Annotated in this window: 15 protein-coding genes; 7 read left to right on the forward strand and 8 right to left on the reverse strand. The window is 72.9% G+C overall.

The annotated features are described in order from the left end of the window. Nucleotides 1-72 precede the first annotated feature (72 nt). Nucleotides 73-720, reverse strand: a complete 648-nt coding sequence (locus ABZ457_RS29335) for a TetR/AcrR family transcriptional regulator (RefSeq protein ID WP_359163687.1) — start codon at nucleotides 718-720, stop codon at nucleotides 73-75. Between the two features lie 227 nt (nucleotides 721-947). Here ABZ457_RS29335 and ABZ457_RS29340 point away from each other — a divergent pair, with 227 nt between their 5' ends. The 4 genes from ABZ457_RS29340 to ABZ457_RS29355 all read left to right on the forward strand — a co-directional run bounded on the left by ABZ457_RS29340 (nucleotide 948) and on the right by ABZ457_RS29355 (nucleotide 5,347). Then, nucleotides 948-1,919 (forward strand): tetratricopeptide repeat protein, encoded by a 972-nt coding sequence (locus tag ABZ457_RS29340; protein ID WP_359163690.1) that lies wholly within the window; start codon nucleotides 948-950, stop codon nucleotides 1,917-1,919. A gap of 756 nt (nucleotides 1,920-2,675) precedes the next feature. Then, nucleotides 2,676-3,335, forward strand: a complete 660-nt coding sequence (locus ABZ457_RS29345) for a DUF6230 family protein (RefSeq protein WP_359163693.1) — start codon at nucleotides 2,676-2,678, stop codon at nucleotides 3,333-3,335. Nucleotides 3,336-3,423: 88 nt separating this feature from the next. Beyond that, a complete protein-coding gene (locus ABZ457_RS29350; protein WP_359163696.1) occupies nucleotides 3,424-3,990 on the forward strand; it encodes a DUF6114 domain-containing protein in 567 nt (188 codons plus the stop codon). Beyond that, on the forward strand, nucleotides 3,980-5,347 hold the full coding sequence (locus ABZ457_RS29355) for a hypothetical protein (protein WP_359163699.1): 1,368 nt from the start codon (nucleotides 3,980-3,982) through the stop codon (nucleotides 5,345-5,347). The genes ABZ457_RS29350 and ABZ457_RS29355 overlap by 11 nt, the downstream gene beginning before the upstream one ends. A gap of 125 nt (nucleotides 5,348-5,472) precedes the next feature. On the opposite strand, the gene pyk is transcribed toward ABZ457_RS29355, so the two are convergent. From pyk to pta, 3 genes are all read right to left on the reverse strand, one after another. After that, nucleotides 5,473-6,900, reverse strand: a complete 1,428-nt coding sequence (pyk, locus tag ABZ457_RS29360; RefSeq protein ID WP_359163702.1) for a pyruvate kinase — start codon at nucleotides 6,898-6,900, stop codon at nucleotides 5,473-5,475. A gap of 74 nt (nucleotides 6,901-6,974) precedes the next feature. Beyond that, nucleotides 6,975-8,264 carry an acetate kinase gene (locus tag ABZ457_RS29365; protein ID WP_359163705.1) on the reverse strand — a complete coding sequence of 430 codons (1,290 nt, stop codon included), beginning with the start codon at nucleotides 8,262-8,264 and terminating at the stop codon, nucleotides 6,975-6,977. Further along, complete coding sequence (gene pta, locus ABZ457_RS29370) at nucleotides 8,261-10,426, reverse strand: phosphate acetyltransferase (protein WP_359163708.1); 2,166 nt, start codon at nucleotides 10,424-10,426, stop codon at nucleotides 8,261-8,263. The genes ABZ457_RS29365 and pta overlap by 4 nt, the downstream gene beginning before the upstream one ends. Before the next feature lie 331 nt (nucleotides 10,427-10,757). Between pta and ABZ457_RS29375 the strand changes: the two genes are divergently transcribed. After that, nucleotides 10,758-11,783: an ATP-dependent 6-phosphofructokinase gene (locus ABZ457_RS29375; protein ID WP_359163711.1), complete on the forward strand. Its 1,026-nt coding sequence runs from the start codon at nucleotides 10,758-10,760 to the stop codon at nucleotides 11,781-11,783. Nucleotides 11,784-11,886: 103 nt separating this feature from the next. Here the strand turns inward: ABZ457_RS29375 and ABZ457_RS29380 are convergent, their stop codons facing one another. The 3 genes from ABZ457_RS29380 to ABZ457_RS29390 form a co-directional block, all read right to left on the reverse strand. After that, on the reverse strand, nucleotides 11,887-12,579 hold the full coding sequence (locus ABZ457_RS29380) for a helix-turn-helix transcriptional regulator (protein WP_359163713.1): 693 nt from the start codon (nucleotides 12,577-12,579) through the stop codon (nucleotides 11,887-11,889). 192 nt (nucleotides 12,580-12,771) lie between these two features. Next, on the reverse strand, nucleotides 12,772-13,452 hold the full coding sequence (locus ABZ457_RS29385; RefSeq protein ID WP_359163716.1) for a response regulator: 681 nt from the start codon (nucleotides 13,450-13,452) through the stop codon (nucleotides 12,772-12,774). Next, nucleotides 13,449-15,410, reverse strand: a complete 1,962-nt coding sequence (locus tag ABZ457_RS29390; RefSeq protein WP_359163719.1) for an ATP-binding protein — start codon at nucleotides 15,408-15,410, stop codon at nucleotides 13,449-13,451. The genes ABZ457_RS29385 and ABZ457_RS29390 overlap by 4 nt, the downstream gene beginning before the upstream one ends. Nucleotides 15,411-15,618: 208 nt before the next feature. Between ABZ457_RS29390 and ABZ457_RS29395 the strand changes: the two genes are divergently transcribed. Then, nucleotides 15,619-16,992: a cation:dicarboxylase symporter family transporter gene (locus ABZ457_RS29395; protein ID WP_359163722.1), complete on the forward strand. Its 1,374-nt coding sequence runs from the start codon at nucleotides 15,619-15,621 to the stop codon at nucleotides 16,990-16,992. Nucleotides 16,993-17,371: 379 nt separating this feature from the next. On the opposite strand, the gene ABZ457_RS29400 is transcribed toward ABZ457_RS29395, so the two are convergent. Then, nucleotides 17,372-17,755 (reverse strand): MarR family transcriptional regulator, encoded by a 384-nt coding sequence (locus ABZ457_RS29400; protein ID WP_359163728.1) that lies wholly within the window; start codon nucleotides 17,753-17,755, stop codon nucleotides 17,372-17,374. 188 nt (nucleotides 17,756-17,943) lie between these two features. Here ABZ457_RS29400 and ABZ457_RS29405 point away from each other — a divergent pair, with 188 nt between their 5' ends. Beyond that, on the forward strand, nucleotides 17,944-18,633 hold the full coding sequence (locus tag ABZ457_RS29405) for a maleylpyruvate isomerase family mycothiol-dependent enzyme (protein WP_359163725.1): 690 nt from the start codon (nucleotides 17,944-17,946) through the stop codon (nucleotides 18,631-18,633). Nucleotides 18,634-18,673 lie beyond the last annotated feature (40 nt).

Here is an 18,673-nt window from a genome sequence, read left to right on the forward strand (position 1 = left end):
GCCGATCCCCGTGGAGAGCGTCCTGCGCGGCGCGGCCGGCCGGATCGCCGCCTACCAGCGGGTGCCCCACGCCTACGCGGACACGGCGCCCAGCCCCGAGAGCAGCAGCGCCGTGAAGCGCCGTGCCCACTCCGCGTCCACCGGCTCCGCGCTCACCAGGGTCCGGTGCACCACCGCGCCCGCCACCACGTCGAAGATCAGGTCCGTGGTGCGGGCGGACTCCTCCGGGTCGGACTCGTAGGGGAGTTCACCGCGCTCCTGGGCCCGGTGGCGGCCCACGACCACCAGCCGCTTCTGCCGCTCCACGATCGCCGAGCGGATCCGCGCCCGCAGCGCGTCGTCGCACGTCGACTCCGCGACCACGCCCATCAGGGCGGTCTTGGTCTCCGGGTGGGCGAGCAGCCGGGCGAACTGGAGGACCACGCCCTCCACGTCCGCCGCGAGGCTGCCCCGGTCGGGCAGCTCCAGCTCGTCGAAGAGGACGGCGACCGCGTCCACGACGAGTTCGTTCTTGTTGGCCCAGCGGCGGTAGAGGGTCGTCTTGGCGACGCCCGCCCGGGTCGCCACGTCCGCCATCGTCAGCTTCGACCAGCCCAGTTCCACCAGGGAGGCGCGGGTGGCCTCCAGGATCGCCGCGTCGGCCTCGGCGCTGCGCGGTCGGCCGGTGCGGGCGGGGCGGGGCTCCTGTGCCGGTTCGGGGGGAGTGGTGCTGCGGGCCATGCCGGAGACCATACCGGCCGGTAGGCGGTTCCCTGTGAGGCAGTTCACCGGGGAAATCTCACACGGTCCGGGCCTCGTACAGATACGCTACGACCCGTAGCGAAAGCCTGGCGACCGAGCCCGGCTCCAGCGACAACCACAGGCGCCGAGGTGGGGACCCGGCGCCGTCCCGCCGGATCGCACATCCGGCTTTTCACATGTGCGCGCGGAAGGGGGAGGATGTACGCATGCAGCCTAGGAACATGTCCATGAGCGGCGTCGTCGACCTCGCCGCGGTGAAGGCGGCCGGTGAGGCCAAGGCCAAGGCCGAGCAGGCCCGTGCCACGGCCGCCCGGGAGGGCGGCGGCGGGGCCGTGTCGCCCGCGAGTCTGGTGATCGACACCGACGAGGCGCGCTTCGAGCGCGACGTCCTCCAGCGCTCCACCGAGGTGCCCGTCGTCATCGACTTCTGGGCCGAGTGGTGCGAGCCGTGCAAGCAGCTGAGCCCGCTGCTGGACCGGCTGGCCAGGGAGTACAACGGCCGTTTCGTCCTCGCCAAGATCGACGTGGACGCCAACCAGATGCTGATGCAGCAGTTCGGCGTGCAGGGCATCCCGGCGGTCTTCGCCGTCGTCGCCGGGCAGGCGCTGCCCCTCTTCCAGGGCGCGGCCCCCGAGGCCCAGATCCGCCAGACGCTGGACCAGCTCGTCCAGGTCGCCGAGGAGCGCTTCGGCCTGACCGGTCTGATCGTGGACGCGGACGCCGAGGACGGGCCCGCCGCCGAGCCCGCGCCGCTCGCCGGGCCGCACGACGGGCTGCTGGGCGCCGCCATGGACGCCCTGGACGCCGGTGACTTCCCCGGCGCCGTCCAGGCGTACAAGAACGTGCTGGCCGACGACCCGGGCAACACCGAGGCCAAGCTCGGCCTCGCCCAGGCCGAACTCCTCGGCCGGGTCCAGGGGATGGACCCGCAGGCGGTGCGCAAGGCGGCCGCGGACGACCCCTCGGACGTGCCCGCGCAGATCGACGCGGCCGACCTGGACCTCGTCGGCGGCCATGTCGAGGACGCCTTCGGGCGGCTGGTGGACACCGTGCGGCGCACGGCCGGTGAGGAGCGCGACCGCGCCCGGCTCCGGCTGCTCGAACTCTTCGAGGTCGTCGGTCCGGAGGACCCGCGGGTGACCGCGGCCCGCCAGGCGCTGGCACGGGTGCTCTTCTGACCCGTCCGGGGTGATCCGCGCGGGGCGACCCGCCGGGCCCCGCCCGGGCGGGGCCCGGGGCGTGTCCGGAATCCGTCGCGCGGACGCTGAGTGAGGCCCGCGGGCACGGCGTTGACAGGCTTTCTGACAACGGCGTCCCGAGCGTACCGATCTGACGGATTTGTGGCGGTGGCGCCGGCCCCGGCGCCACCGCCGTTTTGGCGACACAGTGACAAAGCGCAGCCGTGCTTTGCCAAAACTTGGTAATTCGCGCCGGGGTTACTCCGAGTACCGCAACCGGCTTGTTCTGTCCGGCTTTCGTGATGTTTCCGCCACTCTGGCGCCTCACGCAGCGGCACCCTGTGTACATGCCCGACATCGCGCGGTCGTGGCGTGGTTATCAGGCCGTTACTAGCCAGTAACGAACCCCCTTGTGCCGAGGCCGGGAATGGACCACGATCGGCGACGCTCGGTCCAATACCGCACCGGCCCGGCTTCCAGCCGTGCTCGCGGTCCGTTGGGTCCCCACCGGGCCGGCCGGCGGCAGTGGCGCCGGCCGCGGACAGGGGGGTTCCTGCCGAACGGCAGGGCCTGTCCGACCGGTTGCGCGAGAGTGCGGCCAGTGGTTGTCGCTCGGGGGTGATCGCCGGTGTTTCGGACGCGGTACGCGCCCAGAAAGTACAGGCGCTCTCCTTCCCGAGGACGTAGCACTTCTCCCATCCCAGGACGGGCCCGAGGGTCCGGACCGGAGATGTACGTCCGAGAAGGAGGAAAGTCATGGAGTCTGTGACTCGTGGCGGAACCAGATGGAAGCGGTTCGCCCTTGTCATGGTGCCGAGTGTGGCCGCAACGGCCGCGATAGGCATCGGCCTGGCCCAGGGCGCGCTCGCCGCGTCCTTCAGCATTTCCGGCCAGGAGTTCAAGGTCAAGGCGCAGAAGCTCGAAGGCACGGATTTCGTGCAGTACGGCAGCGTCGCGCAGGGCAAGACGCTGGACGGCAAGGACTTCGCCGCTCCGGTGGCCGTGTCCGGCTTCAAGACGGCCACGATCACCAACATGTGCCAGTCGGTGGTCACGCCGGACGTGCCGTTCATCGGCAACGTCACCCTGGAGCTCCGGGCCGGCCAGGACCCGAAGAACCCGGTCAAGGCGACGGACCTGTACCTCGATGTCTCCGACCTCGAGGCCGACGCCGAGTTCAAGACGATCGACATCGGCGTCGCGGCGGGCTCTCTGCAGGAGGGCAAGGAAAAGGGCTTCCCGGGCATCCAGCCGGGCACCCGTGCCAACCCGCACGGCTTCGGTCAGCGGGCCGATGGGGCCGTCCTGACCAACGTCGAACAGAAGGCGTGGGCGACCACGGCCGGCACGTTCAAGCTCAGCGGACTGAAGCTGAAGCTGCACCGGGGCACCGACAAGGAGTGCTTCAAGGGCTGACGCCCTGTCAGGGACGGGCGGGTAGGGGCGCCGAGCCCCCGTCCGCCCGTCCCATCCCCAGCAACGCCAGCATCAGGGAGCTTTATCCATGAGCGCCGAGACTTCCGCAGCACCTCAGCGGAACGAGCACTTCCTCCGCGTCTTCCGGCGGGGCTTTCGTACCTGGCGCGGACAGCGGCCGTTCTGGGCGGGCCTCTTCACCATGATCGGCGGCCTGCCGATCGCCTACCTTCCGTACGCCGATCTCCGCCTCGGCAACATGACGATCGCCATGGCCACCACGGCCGGCGCCGGGTCGCTCATCATCGGCGTCCTGCTCGTCACGCTCGGCCTCACCATGTGGTTCCAGGCCGCCGTGCGGGTGTTCGCGGGCGTCGCCGCGATCGTCCTCGCCCTGATCTCGCTTCCGGTGTCCAACATCGGCGGCTTCCTCGTGGGCTTCCTGTTCGCGATGATCGGCGGCGCGCTGTCCGTCTCCTGGGCGCCCGCCAAGCCGGCCGCCCCGGCGGACGACGACACCGCCGCCTCGCGCAAGGCCGCCGCCTACCCGCCGGCCGAACCGCCCGTACCGGCGCAGCGCGCCGACGAGCCGTACGACACGAACGTGACCGAGACGACTGCCCACGCCGACGGCGGGAGGAACAGTGCGGGGTGACGAGATACAGCCGGCCACGGCTGAGGGCGGTGACGCCCGGGAGCGGCGGGGGCCGCGCCATGCCGCTCCGCGCAAGTCCCTGCTGACCAGGCTCCAGCGGCCGGCCGGCAAGGCGTTCGCCCTGGCCGCGATGCCCACCGCCGTGTTCGTGGGCATGGGCCTCACCCCGAAGCCGGCTCTCGCCGACGAGAAGGACATCCCCTTCGCGCCCGGCCCGTGCGTGACCCGCTCGGACGAGCCCGTGGAGGAGGAGTCCCCGAAGCCCACCGAGTCGGCGAAGCCGTCCGAGTCCCCCTCGGCCGACGAGAGTCCGGCTCCCGAGCCCTCGCCGAGCGCGACCTCCGGCACCGAGGCGAACGACGGGCGGGACGGGGAGCCGAAGCCGTCCGAGAGCCCGTCCGCGGGCGCGGCACAGGACGGCGGCAAGGCCGCGGACAAGAGTGCGGACAAGGGTGGAGAGGCGGCCGACCAGGCCCCCGCTCCCGAGCCGAGCGAGTCCCGCCACCCGCTGGACCCGCTGGGCCTGGGCGAGAAGCTCAAGGACCTCTTCGACCCGGACAAGGACGAGGAGCGGAGCCCCGACCCCGCGGAGAGCACCGCGCCGGCGGAGAAGCCCTCCCAGAAGCCGGCCGAGGAGCCCGCGGACACCCCGTCGAAGAAGCCCGCCGAGCAGCCCTCCCAGAAGCCGTCGGCGAAGCCCTCCGAGGAGCCCGCCGAGAAGCCGGAGACCCCGGCCGACCGGACCGAGCGCGCCATCCGCGACGCGGCCGACAAGGCCGGTGCCACCGTGGAGGAACTGGACGAGGACGCCAAGGGCCTTCAGGCCCGGCCGGACGAGGACATCCCGGACGGCGCCAAGCCGCGCTTCCCCTGCCCCACCCCCGACCCGGAGGCCCTCGCGGCCGCCGAGGGCGAGCCGGGCATCCCGCTGCTGCCGGACGAGCCGTGGGTGCTGGAGAGCTCGATGCTCACCCTCACCGGGCTGGACTACCACGGCATCGTCGAGGTGAAGACCAGCAGCGGCAAGATCAAGAAGGTCCTGAAGTTCACCGCCTCCGGCGTGGACATCCGGGACCTGCACCAGATCACCGTCGGCCCGGACGGCACCCAGGGCCATGTCAAGGCGCGGTCGGGCTCGACCTCGACCATCCGCAACGGCACGGTGACCATGTACACGGAGCAGCTGAAGGGCAACCTCTTCGGCATCATCCCGATCACCTTCAGCCCCCAGACCCCGCCGCCGCTGAACGTCCCCTTCGCGATGTTCACCGACGTCACGGTCAAGCAGGCCGGCCAGTTCGGCGGCACGCTGACGGTCCCGGGCCTGCACAACTACCTGGCCCGCCCGGGGAACTGACCCCGGAGCACCAGGACACCGGACCACCGGAAGCCGCGAGGGCCACCGGGAGCCGCGAAAGAGGCCGTGGGCCGCACCCGTTCAGGGGGGTGCGTCCCACGGCCTTCGCGCTGCCGGGCCGGGTGTCAGCCCTTCTCGCCGCCCAGGTGGTGGACCCGGACCATGTTGGTGGTGCCGGGGACGCCGGGCGGGGAGCCGGCCGTGATGATCATGGTGTCGCCCTGGTTGTAGCGCTGGAGCTTCAGCAGCTCCGCGTCCACCAGGTCGACCATGGCGTCCGTGTTGCCGACGTGGGGCACCACGAAGGACTCGACGCCCCAGCTCAGGGTGAGCTGGTTGCGGGTCTCGGCCTCGGTCGTGAAGGCGAGGATCGGCTGCTGGACGCGGTAGCGGGAGAGCCGGCGGGCGGTGTCACCGGACTTGGTGAATGCGATCAGCGCCTTGCCGTCCAGGAAGTCCGCGATCTCGCAGGCGGCGCGGGCGACCGAACCGCCCTGGGTGCGCGGCTTCTTGCCCGGGACGAGCGGCTGGAGGCCCTTGGAGAGCAGCTCCTCCTCCGCCGCGGTCACGATCTTCGACATCGTCTTGACCGTCTCGATCGGGTACGCGCCGACCGAGGACTCGGCCGAGAGCATCACCGCGTCCGCGCCGTCCAGGATCGCGTTGGCGACGTCGGACGCCTCGGCGCGGGTGGGGCGGGAGTTGGTGATCATCGACTCCATCATCTGGGTCGCCACGATCACCGGCTTGGCGTTCCGCCGGCACAGCTCGATGAGCCGCTTCTGGACCATCGGGACCCGCTCCAGCGGGTACTCCACGGCCAGGTCGCCGCGGGCCACCATCACCCCGTCGAACGCCATCACGACGTCCTGCATGTTCTCGACGGCCTGCGGCTTCTCCACCTTGGCGATGACCGGCACCCGGCGGCCGACCTCGTCCATCACCTTGTGGACGTCCCGGACGTCGTCGGCGTTGCGGACGAAGGACAGGGCGACCATGTCGCAGCCCATGTTCAGCGCGAAGCGCAGGTCCTCGACGTCCTTCTCGGACAGGGCCGGGACGTTGACCGCCGCGCCGGGCAGGTTGATGCCCTTGTGGTCGGAGACGACACCGCCCTCGACCACGATCGTCTTCACCCGCGGGCCCTCGACCTCGACCACGCGCAGCTCGACGTTGCCGTCGTTGATCAGGACCTGGTCGCCCTTGGACACATCACCGGGCAGGCCCTTGTACGTGGTGCCGCAGACCGACTTGTCGCCGGGGACGTCCTCGGTGGTGATGGTGAACTCGTCGCCGCGGACCAGTTCGACCGGTCCCTCCGCGAAGGTCTCCAGACGGATCTTGGGGCCCTGGAGGTCGGCCAGCACGCCCACCGCGCGGCCGGTGTCCTCGGACGCCTGGCGCACGCGGTGGTACCGCTCCTCGTGCTCAGCGTGGGTCCCGTGGCTCATGTTGAAACGGGCCACGTTCATGCCGGCCTCGATGAGCGCTTTGAGCTGCTCGTAGGAGTCGACGGCGGGGCCCAGTGTGCAAACGATTTTGGAACGGCGCATAAGGCGGATCCTATCGGTTTGTTTCCCTGTGGAATATTCCGTCTGGTGGAATGTACAAATGGGCGGGCGGGTGCTCAGGCGTTCACTTCTCCGGTCCTCCGCTCCGGTCCGGATTCCTTCCCGGAATTCGCGGCCGACTCATTCGCGGCGGCGGCCTCCGGGGCCACCAGGGCGAAGGTCTGCCGGGCGATCTCCAGTTCCTCGTCGGTGGGCACCACGGCCACGGCCACCCGCGCGTACTCCGGCGAGATCAGCCGCGCCCCGCCGGAGCGGACCTCGTTCAGCTCCGCGTCCACCGCGATGCCGAGTTCCTCCAGACCGGCCACCGCGGCCGCCCGCACCGGCGCCGCGTTCTCCCCGACCCCGGCGGTGAACACCAGCGCGTCCACCCGGCCGAGGACCGCGTAGTAGGCGCCGATGTACTTCTTCAGCCGGTGCACATAGACGTCGAACGCGAGGGCCGCCCGCTCGTCGCCCTCGTCGATCCGGCGGCGGATCTCCCGCATGTCGTTGTCGCCGCACAGGCCCACGAGTCCGCTCTTCCTGTTCAGCAGCGCGTCGATCTCGTCGGTCGACATGCCCGCCACCCGCCGGAGGTGGAAGGTGACCGCCGGGTCGATGTCACCGGAGCGCGTACCCATCACCAGCCCTTCCAAGGGGGTCAGCCCCATGGAGGTCTCCACACAGCGCCCGCCGCGCACGGCGGAGGCCGAGGCGCCGTTGCCCAGGTGCAGCACGATGACGTTCACCTCGGACGGGTCCTTGCCCAGCAGCGCCGCCGTCTCGCGGGAGACGTACGCGTGCGAGGTGCCGTGGAAGCCGTAGCGGCGGATGCGGTGCGCGTCGGCGGTCTCCACGTCGATCGCGTACCGTGCCGCCGCCTCCGGCATCGTGGTGTGGAAGGCCGTGTCGAAGACCGCGACCTGCGGCAGTTCGGGGCGGAGCGCCTGCGCGGTGCGGATGCCCGTCAGGTTCGCCGGGTTGTGCAGGGGCGCGACCGGGACCAGCCGCTCGATCTCCGCCAGCACCTCCTCGGTGAGGACGGTGGGGGCGGTGAACCGCAGCCCGCCGTGCACCACCCGGTGCCCGATCGCGGCCAGTTCGGGGGAGTCCAGGCCCAGGCCGTCGTGCGTCAGCTCCTCGGCCACCGCCTTCAGCGCCGCGTCGTGGTCGGCGATCGCGCCGGAACGCTCCCGGGGCTCCGCGCCGCCGCCGGAGAGCGGCCGGTGCACCAGCCGCGAGGTCGCCTCGCCGATCCGCTCCACCAGGCCGACGGCCAGCCGCGAGGAGTCCCGCATGTCGAGCAGCTGGTACTTCAGCGAGGAGGAACCGGAGTTGAGGACGAGGACACGGGTGGCGGTCATGCGGTGGGCTCCTGGGGGGACGGCGACGCGGACGGGGTGGACGACGGCACGGCCCGGGCGGCCCGGGCGGGGTCCTGGGACTGGATCGCGGTGATCGCGACGGTGTTGACGATGTCGCTGACGAGCGCGCCCCGCGACAGGTCGTTGACGGGCTTGCGCAGACCCTGGAGGACCGGGCCCACGGCGACCGCGCCGGCCGAACGCTGCACCGCCTTGTACGTGTTGTTGCCGGTGTTGAGGTCCGGGAAGATCAGCACTGTCGCCCGGCCGGCCACCTCCGAGCCGGGCAGCTTCGTCTCCGCCACCGAGGGGTCCACCGCCGCGTCGTACTGGATCGGCCCCTCGATCAGCAGGTCCGGCCGGGCCTCGCGCACCAGCTTGGTCGCCTCGCGCACCTTGTCCACGTCCGCGCCGGAGCCGGAGGTGCCCGTGGAGTAGGAGAGCATCGCGATCCGGGGCTCCACCCCGAAGCGGGCGGCCGTCGCCGCCGACTGGATCGCGATGTCCGCGAGCTGCTCGGCGTTCGGGTCCGGGTTGACCGCGCAGTCGCCGTACACGAGCACCCGGTCGGCGAGGCACATGAAGAAGACCGAGGAGACGATCGACGCCTCCGGCTTGGTTTTGATGATCTCGAAGGCCGGGCGGATCGTGGCCGCCGTGGAGTGGACCGAGCCGGACACCATGCCGTCCGCCAGGCCCTCCTGCACCATCAGGGTGCCGAAGTAGTTGACGTCCGAGACCACGTCGTACGCCAGCTCCACCGTCGCGCCCCGGTGCTTGCGCAGCTCCGCGTACCGCTCGGCGAAGCGCTGGCGCAGCTCGGAGGCGGCGGGGTCGATGAGCTGCGCGGCGGACAGGTCGATGCCCAGGTCGGCGGCCTTCTTGCGGATCTGCTCGGTGTCGCCGAGAAGGGTCAGGTCGCAGACGTCCCGGCGCAGCAGCACATCGGCCGCGCGCAGCACCCGCTCCTCGGTGCCCTCGGGCAGGACCACCCGGCGGCGCTCGGCGCGGGCCTGCTCCAGCAGGTCGTGCTCGAACATCATCGGCGTCACCCGCCCGCTGCGGGCCACCGCGAGCCGGGCCAGCAGGTCGGTGGTGTCGACATACCGCTCGAAGAGCCCGAGGGCGGTCTCCGCCTTGCGGGGCGTGGTGGCGTTCAACTTGCCTTCGAGGGAGAAGAGTTCGGCCGCCGTCGGGAAGCTGTTGCCGGTCACGGAGACGACCGGGGTGCCGGGGGCGAGACGGGCCGCGAGGGTCAGGACCTCCTCGCTGGGGCGCTCGTTCAGGGTCAGCAGCAGACCCGCGATGGGCGGGGTGCCGGCGGAGTGCGCGGCGAGCGCCCCGATGACCAGGTCGGCCCGGTCGCCGGGGGTGACCACCATACAGCCGGGGGTCAGGGCGGGCAGGAAGCTGGGCAGCATCGCGCCGCCGAAGACGAAGTCCAGGGCGTCGCGGGCGAGCCCCGAGTCGTCGCCGAGCAGCACCGTGCCGCCGAGGGTGTGGGTGATCTGGGCGACCGTGGGGGCGGCGAGGGCGGGCTCGTCGGGGAGGACGTAGGCGGGGACGGGGAGGCGGGCCGCGAGCCGCTCGGCTATGCCGTCGCGCTCCTGCGGGTTCACCCGGTTGGCGACCATGGCGAGGACGTTGCAGCCCAGGCCCTCGTAGGCGCGGAAGGCGTTGCGGGTCTCGGCGCGCACCGACTGGGGGGTCTGGCCCTTGCCGCCGACGACCGCGATGACGGAGGCGCCGAACTCGTTCGCCAGCCGGGCGTTGAGCGCCAGCTCGTCGGGGAGCTGGGTGTCCGCGTAGTCCGTGCCGAGGACGAGGACGACCTCGTACTCCCGGGCGACCGCGAGGAACCGTTCCACCAGGCGGGAGACCAGTTCGTCGGTGCCCTTCTCGGCCTGGAGGGCACCGGCCTCGTCGTAGTCCAGGCCGTAGACCGTGGCCGGGTCCTGGGAGAGCCGGTAGCGGGCCCGCAGCAGCTCGAAGAGGCGGTCCGGGCCGTCGTGGACCAGGGGGCGGAACACCCCCACCCGGTCCACCTGCCGGGTCAGGAGCTCCATGACCCCCAGTTCGACCACCTGCCGACCGTCACCCCGGTCGATCCCGGTCACATAAACTCCCCCTACCTTCGGTGGGTGGTGCCCCCTGCGCGTCACGCGTGCTCTCCCGTTCCTGTGTCGCTTCACCTGTGAAGTGGTGTGGCGTGGTTGTGGTGTGCCGTCGTGGTCCCGGCGGACCGCTTGCCCGGAAGGGCCCGGAGGGAGCCCGGTGGGGCCCGGGAGAGGGCAAGAAAAAACCCGCCCGGAGCGGTGCCGCCCTCTTGACAATACCCTCGCGGATGGGTAGGACGCCCGCCGGGCGGAGGTCGCGGCCGGAGGGTTCCCCCCGGGGGTCCGCCGACGGCTCCGGGAGCGCGGTGGTCACCCCGGCCGTGTGACAATCGGACCCGAGCTCACACGTTCGGCGACGGGCAGGAGAGACGGCACGATGCGCATCGGAGTCCTCACCGCGGGCGGCGACTGCCCGGGTCTGAACGCGGTCATCCGCTCGGTCGTGCACCGCGCGCTGACCGGTCACGGCGACGAGGTCATCGGCTTCGAGGATGGGTTCAGAGGGCTGCTCGACGGCCACTACCGCCCCCTCGACCTCAACGCGGTGGGCGGCATCCTGGCCCGCGGCGGCACCATCCTCGGCTCCACCCGCCTCCAGCGCGACCGGCTGCGCGAAGCCGCCGAGAACGCGGCCGAGTTGGCGCAGCGCCACGGCATCGACGCCCTCATCCCCATCGGCGGCGAGGGCACCCTGACCGCCTCCCGCATCCTCGCGGAGGCCGGACTGCCGGTCGTCGGGGTGCCGAAGACCATCGACAACGACATCTCCTCCACCGACCGCACCTTCGGCTTCGACACGGCCGTCATGGTCGCCACCGAGGCCATCGACCGGCTCAAGACCACCGCCGAGTCCCACCAGCGGGTGATGGTGGTGGAGGTCATGGGCCGGCACGCGGGCTGGATCGCCCTGGAGTCCGGAATGGCGGGCGGCGCCCACGGCATCTGCCTGCCGGAACGGCCCTTCCAGATCGACGACCTAGTCAAGATGGTCGAGGAACGCTTCGCGCGCGGCAAGAAGTTCGCCGTGATCTGCGTCGCCGAGGGCGCCCATCCGGCCGAGGGCACCATGGAGTACGCCAAGGGCGAGATCGACCAGTTCGGGCACGAGCGCTTCCAGGGCATCGGCAACCGGCTCGCGGCGGAGCTGGAGCTGCGCCTCGGCAAGGAGGCGAAGCCGGTCATCCTCGGCCACGTCCAGCGCGGCGGCACGCCGACCGCGTACGACCGGGTGCTCGCGACCCGCTTCGGCTGGCACGCGGTGGAGGCGGCGCACCGGGGCGAGTTCGGGAGGATGACGGCCCTGCGCGGCACGGACATCGTGATGGTGCCGCTGGCGGAGGCGGTGACCCGGCTCAAGACCGTGCCGGAGGACCGGATGTACGAGGCGGAGTCCGTCTTCTAGCTCTTCCGGTTCTTCCGGCTTTCTGGTTTCCGGGCCGGGGCCGGTTCAGGGTCCCGTCGGGCCGGGGCGCGTTCGGGTCCGCCCGGAACCAGGCCGGCCTGGTTCAGGTCGGGCCCGGGCGGCCCTCGGCCAGGGACCAGAAGTGGTCCACGATCCGGTCCAGCAGGTCGCGGCCCGCCCCGCCGGTGTCCTCCGTGGCGTCGCCCCAGCTCAGCGTGGCCACCATGCGCGACTGGTAGTCCGCGTGCAGACGCTGGAGGACCTGCTCCACCGTCTCCCGGCCCAGCGGCACCATCCGGGACACCGGCCGGACGTACGCCTGCCAGCGCGCCCCGACCGCGGAGCGCAGCAGCTCGGCGAGTTGCTCGTCTCGTCCGGTCGCCGCCATCAGGGCGCGCGGGGTGAGCTGGAGGGACTCGGCGAGGGCGGCGGTCTGCCGCTCGTTGCCCAGCCAGCGGCCGGTGTCCTCCATCCGCCCGTACGAGGAGGCGTCCAGGCCCACCCGCCGGGCGAAGTCCTCGCGGGTCCAGCCCCGGGCGATGCGGTGCTCGCGCAAGGTCGTCGCGGCGGCGAGGAGTTCGGCGGGGGAGCACCACAGGACTCCCGCGAGCGCGGTCAGCTCACGTGTGTCGGGCGTGCTCACCCCCCGCTCCCACGCCACGACGGTCTCCGGGGTGGCGGGGAGGCCGTACTGCGCACGCAGACCGTAGGCGACGTGGACCGGGGCCATGCCGAGGGCTTCGCGCAGACGGCGCGCGGCCAGGGCGTTGAAGGGCGGGGAAGGGCTGGGCTGCACGCGGGTCACCGTAGGGGCGCGGACGGGGCGGCGACTACGGTGCGTTCCTCCGGAGTCACCGCTCGGAGAAACGTATGAAGTGATCATTCGCCGGATTCGGGCGGAACGCTCCGACCACTGGGGGCGCGGCGGCTGTTCCCCGGCGGGCGGGCCGGGGGCAGGGGCAGCCGGCCTCCGGCGGGCGGGCCCGGGTCAGCGGCGGGAGCTGAGCCAGCGGTACTGGAGTTCCGGCCGCCCGACCTGCCCGTACTGCGGGGCGCGCACGGCCCGGCCCGCCGTCACCAGGTGCTCCAGATAGCGGCGGGCCGTGATCCGGGAGATGCCCACCGCGCCGGCCGCCTCGGTCGCGGTCAGGCCCTCCGCCGCCTCCCGCAGGGTCCGTGTGACGGCCTCCAGGGTCGGAGCGCTCAGGCCCTTGGGGAGGGCCGTCTCCGCGCGCGGCGCCCGCAGGGCGGACAGGGCGCGGTCCACCTCGTCCTGGCCGCTGGCCTCCCCGGCGGCCGTCCGGAACTCGGCGTACCGGTCCAGCCGGTCCCGCAGGGTCGCGAAGGTGAACGGCTTGAGGACGTACTGCACCACCCCGAGGGACACGCCCTCGCGGACCACCGCCAGATCGCGGGCCGAGGTCACGGCGATCACATCGGCCGAGTGCCCGGCCGCGCGCAGCGAGCGGACCAGTTGGAGGCCGTGGCCGTCCGGCAGGTACAGGTCGAGCAGCAGCAGGTCCACGTCGGCGCGTTCCAGGGTGCGCACGGCCGCCGCCCGCGAGTGGACGGTGCCGACGACGGAGAAGCTGGCGACCCGGCCCACATAGAGCGCGTGCGCGTCCGCCGCGACGGGGTCGTCCTCCACGACGAGGACTCGGATGGTCATGCGCGGCTCTCCACGGGTCTGGCCGGACCGGATGCGTCGGCCCTGGTCAGCGGCAGGCGCACGGTGAACTCGGCGCCGCCGTCCGGGCCACGGCCCAGTGTGACGCTCCCGTGCCCCCGGCGCACCGCCTGCCGCACGAGGGCCAGCCCGATGCCCCGGCCGGGGCCGTGGGTGGACCAGCCGCGCCGGAAGACGTCCTCGGCGCGGTCCGGGTCGACGCCGGGCCCGCTGTCCGCGACCCGGAGCAGCAGCTCGTCGCCCTCGGCGCGCAGGGTGACGGTGACCCGCGCCCGGGCCCCGCCGGGCGGTGGCGGGGCGACCCGCAGCCCGGCCACGTCGTCGTCGGCGGGCGGCCGGACGGCGGGCACGGCGGGCACGGCGGGCACGGGCGGCACGGGGGCGCCGGGCGCGCGCGGTACCGATGCGCCGGGCGCGGAGCCTTCCACCGGGTCGCCGGGGTCGCCGGGGTGGGCCGGGTCGCCGGGGTGGGCCGGGGCGGCCGATGCGCCGGGCGCGGGGGCCTCCGCCGGGGACGCGCCGTGCGCCGGGGCGGCCGGGGCGCCCAGCTCGCCCGGCGTACTCGGGTCGGCCGGGGCGTCGTCGGGGCCCGGCGTGTCCGCCGGGCCCGAGGGCGTCCCGCTCGCCGCGTCCACCGCGTTGTCGATCAGGTTGCCGAGGATCGTCACCAGGTCGCGCGGCGGGAGGGAGGCCGGCAGGACCGGGTCGTCGATGCCGCTGTCCTCCGCGAGGACCAGCTCCACACCCCGCTCGTTCGCCTGCGCCGCCTTGCCCAGCAGCAGCGCCGCGAGGACCGGCTCGGCCACCGCGCCCACCACCCGGTCGGTCAGCACCTGGGCGAGTTCCAGCTCCGCCGTGGCGAACTCCACCGCCTCGTCCACCCGCCCCAGCTCGATCAGGGACACCACCGTGTGCAGCCGGTTCGCCGCCTCGTGCGCCTGGGAGCGCAGCGCCTGGGTGAAGCCGCGCTCCGAGTCCAGCTCACCGGAGAGGGACTGGAGTTCGGTGTGGTCCCGCAGGGTGACGACCGTGCCGCGCTGCTCGCCCCCGACGACCGGCCGGGTGTTGACCACGACCACGCGGTCCGCCGTCAGATGCACCTCGTCCACCCGCGGCTCAGACGCCAGCAGCGCCCCTGTGAGCGGCGCGGGCAGTCCCAGGCCGGCCACCGGGCGGCCGACCGCGTCCTCGCCGAGGCCGAGGAGTTCCCGGGCCCCGTCGTTGGCCAGCGCGATCCGCCGGGCGCCGTCCAGCATGACCAGCCCCTCGCGGACGGCGTGCAGCGCGGCCTGGTGGTAGTCGTGCATCCGGCCCAGCTCGGCGGCGTTCATCCCGTGGGTGTGGCGGCGCAGCCGGGCGTTGATCACATAGGTGCCCAGGCCGCCGAGGGCCAGGGCCCCGCCCGCGACCACGAGCAGGGCGGTGACCTGCTCCCGGACCTGGGCGCTGATCGCCTTGACCGTGATGCCGGCGCTGACGATGCCGACGATCGGCCCGTCCGCGCCGTCCCGCACGGGCGCGACCGTGCGCACGGAGAGCCCGAGGGTGCCCTCGTACCGCTCGCTGAACACCTCGCCCCGCAGCGCCGGCTCGATGTGGCCGAGGTAGGTCTGCCCTATCCGGTCCGGCTGCGGATGGGTCCAGCGTCGGCCGCGCGGGTCCATGATCACGACGAAGTCCATACGGGCCCCCTCGCGCAGCGACTCCGCGTACGGCTGGAGGGCCGCCGAGGGGTCGTCGGAGCGGGCGGCCTCGACGACCGAGGGCGAGCGCGCGGCGGCGACGGCCGTGGCCGTGGTCTGGAGCCGGGCCGACTCCTCGGCCTGGGCCTGGTCCGTCAGGTATGCGAACAGCGCGCAGCCCGCGACGATCGCGGCGACCAGCACGACCTGCATCGCGAAGAGCTGGCCCGCGAGGCTGCGGGGGAGAGGTGGGCGCATGCGGGCCAGTCTGCCTGGCCGGATTCGTTCGCCGGAATCCCGTGGACGCGACCGGTCCGCCACGGTCCGCCACCGCCGGGGCCGGTCCACGGGGGGCTCCGCGCTTTTGTGTGAACGAAACGAACGCAACGGTGACCGGGGTCACAGGGTCGTGGATAGTCACGGGCATCCATCGGGACATGGACGCGCAACGAACGAGGAGGCACCCGTGGCCACTGGGACCGGCAGGCGGGACCGTACCCACTATCTGTACATCGCAGTCATCGCTGCGGTGGTGCTCGGCATCGCCGTGGGCTTCGCCGCCCCGGGAGTCGCCGTCGAGCTGAAGCCGATCGGTACCGGCTTCGTGAACCTGATCAAGATGATGATCTCGCCGATCATCTTCTGCACGATCGTGCTGGGCATCGGCTCGGTACGGAAGGCGGCGAAGGTCGGCGCGGTGGGCGGTCTGGCCCTCGGCTACTTCCTCGTCATGTCGACCGTCGCCCTGGCCATCGGCCTGCTCGTCGGCAACCTGCTGGAGCCGGGCTCCGGCCTGCACCTGACCGAGGCCGCGCGGGAGGCGGGCGCCAAGCAGGCGGAGGGCGCGGGCGAGAGCACCGCGGACTTCCTGCTGGGCATCATCCCGACCACCCTGGTCTCCGCCTTCACCGAGGGCGAGGTCCTCCAGACGCTGCTGGTCGCGCTGTTCGCGGGCTTCGCGCTCCAGGCGATGGGCTCGGCGGGCGAGCCGATCCTGCGGGGCATCGGCCACATCCAGCGCCTGGTCTTCCGCATCCTCGGCATGATCATGTGGGCGGCCCCGGTCGGCGCGTTCGGCGCGATCGCGGCGGTGGTCGGCGAAACCGGCCTGGACGCGCTGAAGTCGCTCGCGGTCATCATGATCGGCTTCTATGTCACCTGCGCGCTCTTCGTCTTCGTGGTCCTCGGGCTGCTGCTGCGGCTGGTGGCCGGGATCAACCTGCTCTCGCTGCTGAAGTACCTGGGCCGGGAGTTCCTGCTGATCGTCTCCACGTCCTCCTCCGAGTCGGCCCTGCCGCGGCTGATCGCGAAGATGGAGCACATGGGCGTCAGCAAGCCGGTGGTGGGCATCACCGTGCCGACGGGCTACTCCTTCAACCTGGACGGCACCGCCATCTACCTGACGATGGCCTCCCTGTTCATCGCCAACGCGACGGGTGACCCGCTGACCGCGGGGGAGCAGATCTCGCTGCTGGTCTTCATGATCATCGCCTCCAAGGGTGCGGCCGGGGTCACCGGCGCGGGCCTGGCGACCCTGGCGGGCGGTCTCCAGTCGCACCGGCCCGAGCTGGTGGACGGCGTGGGCCTGATCGTCGGCATCGACCGCTTCATGAGCGAGGCGCGCGCCCTGACGAACTTCGCGGGCAACGCGGTGGCGACCGTCCTGGTCGGCACCTGGACCAAGGAGATCGACAAGGAGCGGGCCGCGCAGGTCCTGGCGGGCAAGGTGCCCTTCGACGAGCGGACCCTGGTGGACGACCACGGGCCCGCGCCGCGCGAGGACGAGGCATCGGAGCTGCCGCAGCCGCGCGACGACGAGCGCGAGCCGGTCAAGGTCTGAGCCGGACGGCGGCGCGGTCGTGCCGGACGCACCCGGCCTGGCCGCACCCGACCGCGGGCCCGGCGGAGCCCCCGCTTCCGCCGCGCCCGCCTCCGAGCCCTCCGGGGCTCACGCGGGAGCCGGCACTTCCCCCGGACCGGCCCCGCACCCCGGGCCCCGGTGTCCCCACGGACACCGGGGCCCGGCGGCTTGTCTCCGGCGGTCGGGCCCCTTCCCCGGGTGGGCCTCCGGTGCCCCGCGAAGGCACGGCGCCGGGGGCGGGGGCCACGCGCGCGTGAGGGGTCCGTGGGGTCCGTAGGGTCCGTGGGGTCCGTGGGGTCCGTGGGGTCCGTGGGGTCCGTGGGGTCCGTGGGGTCCGTGGGACGGTGCCGGTTCCGGCTCAGGCGAACGGGTCGGTGATCTCGCGGAGCCGGGTCAGCGCCCGGCGGAGCTGGGCCATGCGCCGCGGGCCGAGGTGGCGGGCCCACTCCGCCTCGACCTCGGCCACCACGGCCTGCGCCACGGGGACGGTCGCCTCGCCCCGGGGGGTGATCCGTACCAGCCGGGCGCGGCCGTCGCGTGGGTCGGGCACGCGTTCCACGTACCCCGCCCGCTCCAGTTGGTCCACGAGGAAGCCCGCGGTCTGTTTGGTGACCTGGGCCGCCTCGGCCAGCTCCGTGAGCCGGGAGCCGCCGGGGGCGAGCCGTTGGAAGACCCGGGCCTGGGCCACGGTGATGTCGCCGTACCCCGCCTCGGCGAGCGCGGCGAACACGCGGTTCTCCATCGCGCGGTACGGGATGAAGAGCAGCAGCCCGATGTTCAGCTCGTCTTCGCCCCCGGCGCCCTCGTCAGGGTTCCCGTTCTCGGGCACGGTGCCTGCTCCCTCGCCCTCGGCAAGCTTGACAATGGTCAGGGTGTCTGACTAATTTAGTCAGTGGATCGTACCATTTCTTGGGTCAGGCGGTGTTCCTCATGACCGGGACGAACCGGACGGCCGAGACGACCCGAACGGCGGCCCCGATGGACACGGACCAGATCTGGCGCGTGATCGACGCCGAGCGCGCCTCCCTCGCCGACCTGCTCGACGGGCTGACGCCCGAGGAGTGGGAGCTGCCCAGCCCGTGCGAGGGCTGGCGGGTGCGGGACGTCGCCGCGCACCTCACCCTCGCGCCACGGGTCGGGACCGGCCGGGCGCTGCTGGAGTTCGCGCGCGCCCGCGGCAGCTTCGACCGCATGGTCCGCGACACCGCCCTGCGGGAGGCCGCCCGGCCGACCGCCGAGATCGTCGCCGAGCTGCGCGGCATCGTCGGCTCGCGACGGCTCGCCCCGAGCACCACGATCACCGAACCGCTGCTCGATGTCCTCGTCCACGGGCAGGACATCGCGCTCGCGCTCGGGCGGCGGCGGGCCGTGCCCGCGGAGCCCGCCCGGATCGCGGCGGACCGGGTCTGGTCGCGGAGCTGGCCCTTCCGGGCCCGGCGGCGGCTGAACGGTCTGCGGCTCACGGCGACCGACGCCGACTGGCGGCGCGGCGAGGGCGAGGCGGTCTCGGGCCCGATGGGCGCCCTGCTCCTTGTGCTGACCGGCCGGACCGGCAGCGCGCTGCCCGCCCTGTCGGGCCCGGGCGTGCCGTTGCTCGCCGCGCGCGAAACCGCCGGCTGAGCCGCGCCGGGCGGCCCCCGCGCGGGGCCTCCGCGGGCCC

The organism is Streptomyces sp. NPDC005805 (assembly GCF_040630445.1).
GTDB lineage: Bacteria > Actinomycetota > Actinomycetes > Streptomycetales > Streptomycetaceae > Streptomyces.

Bases quoted from the DNA above. Each gene is read 5' to 3' on its own strand.
- ABZ457_RS29390 (WP_359163719.1), bottom strand. From the start codon at position 15,410: ATGCGCCCACCTCTCCCCCGCAGCCTCGCGGGCCAGCTCTTCGCGATG.
- pyk (WP_359163702.1), bottom strand. From the start codon at position 6,900: ATGCGCCGTTCCAAAATCGTTTGCACACTGGGCCCCGCCGTCGACTCC.
- ABZ457_RS29405 (WP_359163725.1), top strand. From the start codon at position 17,944: ATGACCGGGACGAACCGGACGGCCGAGACGACCCGAACGGCGGCCCCG.
- ABZ457_RS29365 (WP_359163705.1), bottom strand. From the start codon at position 8,264: ATGACCGCCACCCGTGTCCTCGTCCTCAACTCCGGTTCCTCCTCGCTG.
- ABZ457_RS29375 (WP_359163711.1), top strand. From the start codon at position 10,758: ATGCGCATCGGAGTCCTCACCGCGGGCGGCGACTGCCCGGGTCTGAAC.
- ABZ457_RS29345 (WP_359163693.1), top strand. From the start codon at position 2,676: ATGGAGTCTGTGACTCGTGGCGGAACCAGATGGAAGCGGTTCGCCCTT.
- ABZ457_RS29350 (WP_359163696.1), top strand. From the start codon at position 3,424: ATGAGCGCCGAGACTTCCGCAGCACCTCAGCGGAACGAGCACTTCCTC.
- ABZ457_RS29335 (WP_359163687.1), bottom strand. From the start codon at position 720: ATGGCCCGCAGCACCACTCCCCCCGAACCGGCACAGGAGCCCCGCCCC.
- ABZ457_RS29340 (WP_359163690.1), top strand. From the start codon at position 948: ATGCAGCCTAGGAACATGTCCATGAGCGGCGTCGTCGACCTCGCCGCG.
- ABZ457_RS29400 (WP_359163728.1), bottom strand. From the start codon at position 17,755: ATGGAGAACCGCGTGTTCGCCGCGCTCGCCGAGGCGGGGTACGGCGAC.
- ABZ457_RS29385 (WP_359163716.1), bottom strand. From the start codon at position 13,452: ATGACCATCCGAGTCCTCGTCGTGGAGGACGACCCCGTCGCGGCGGAC.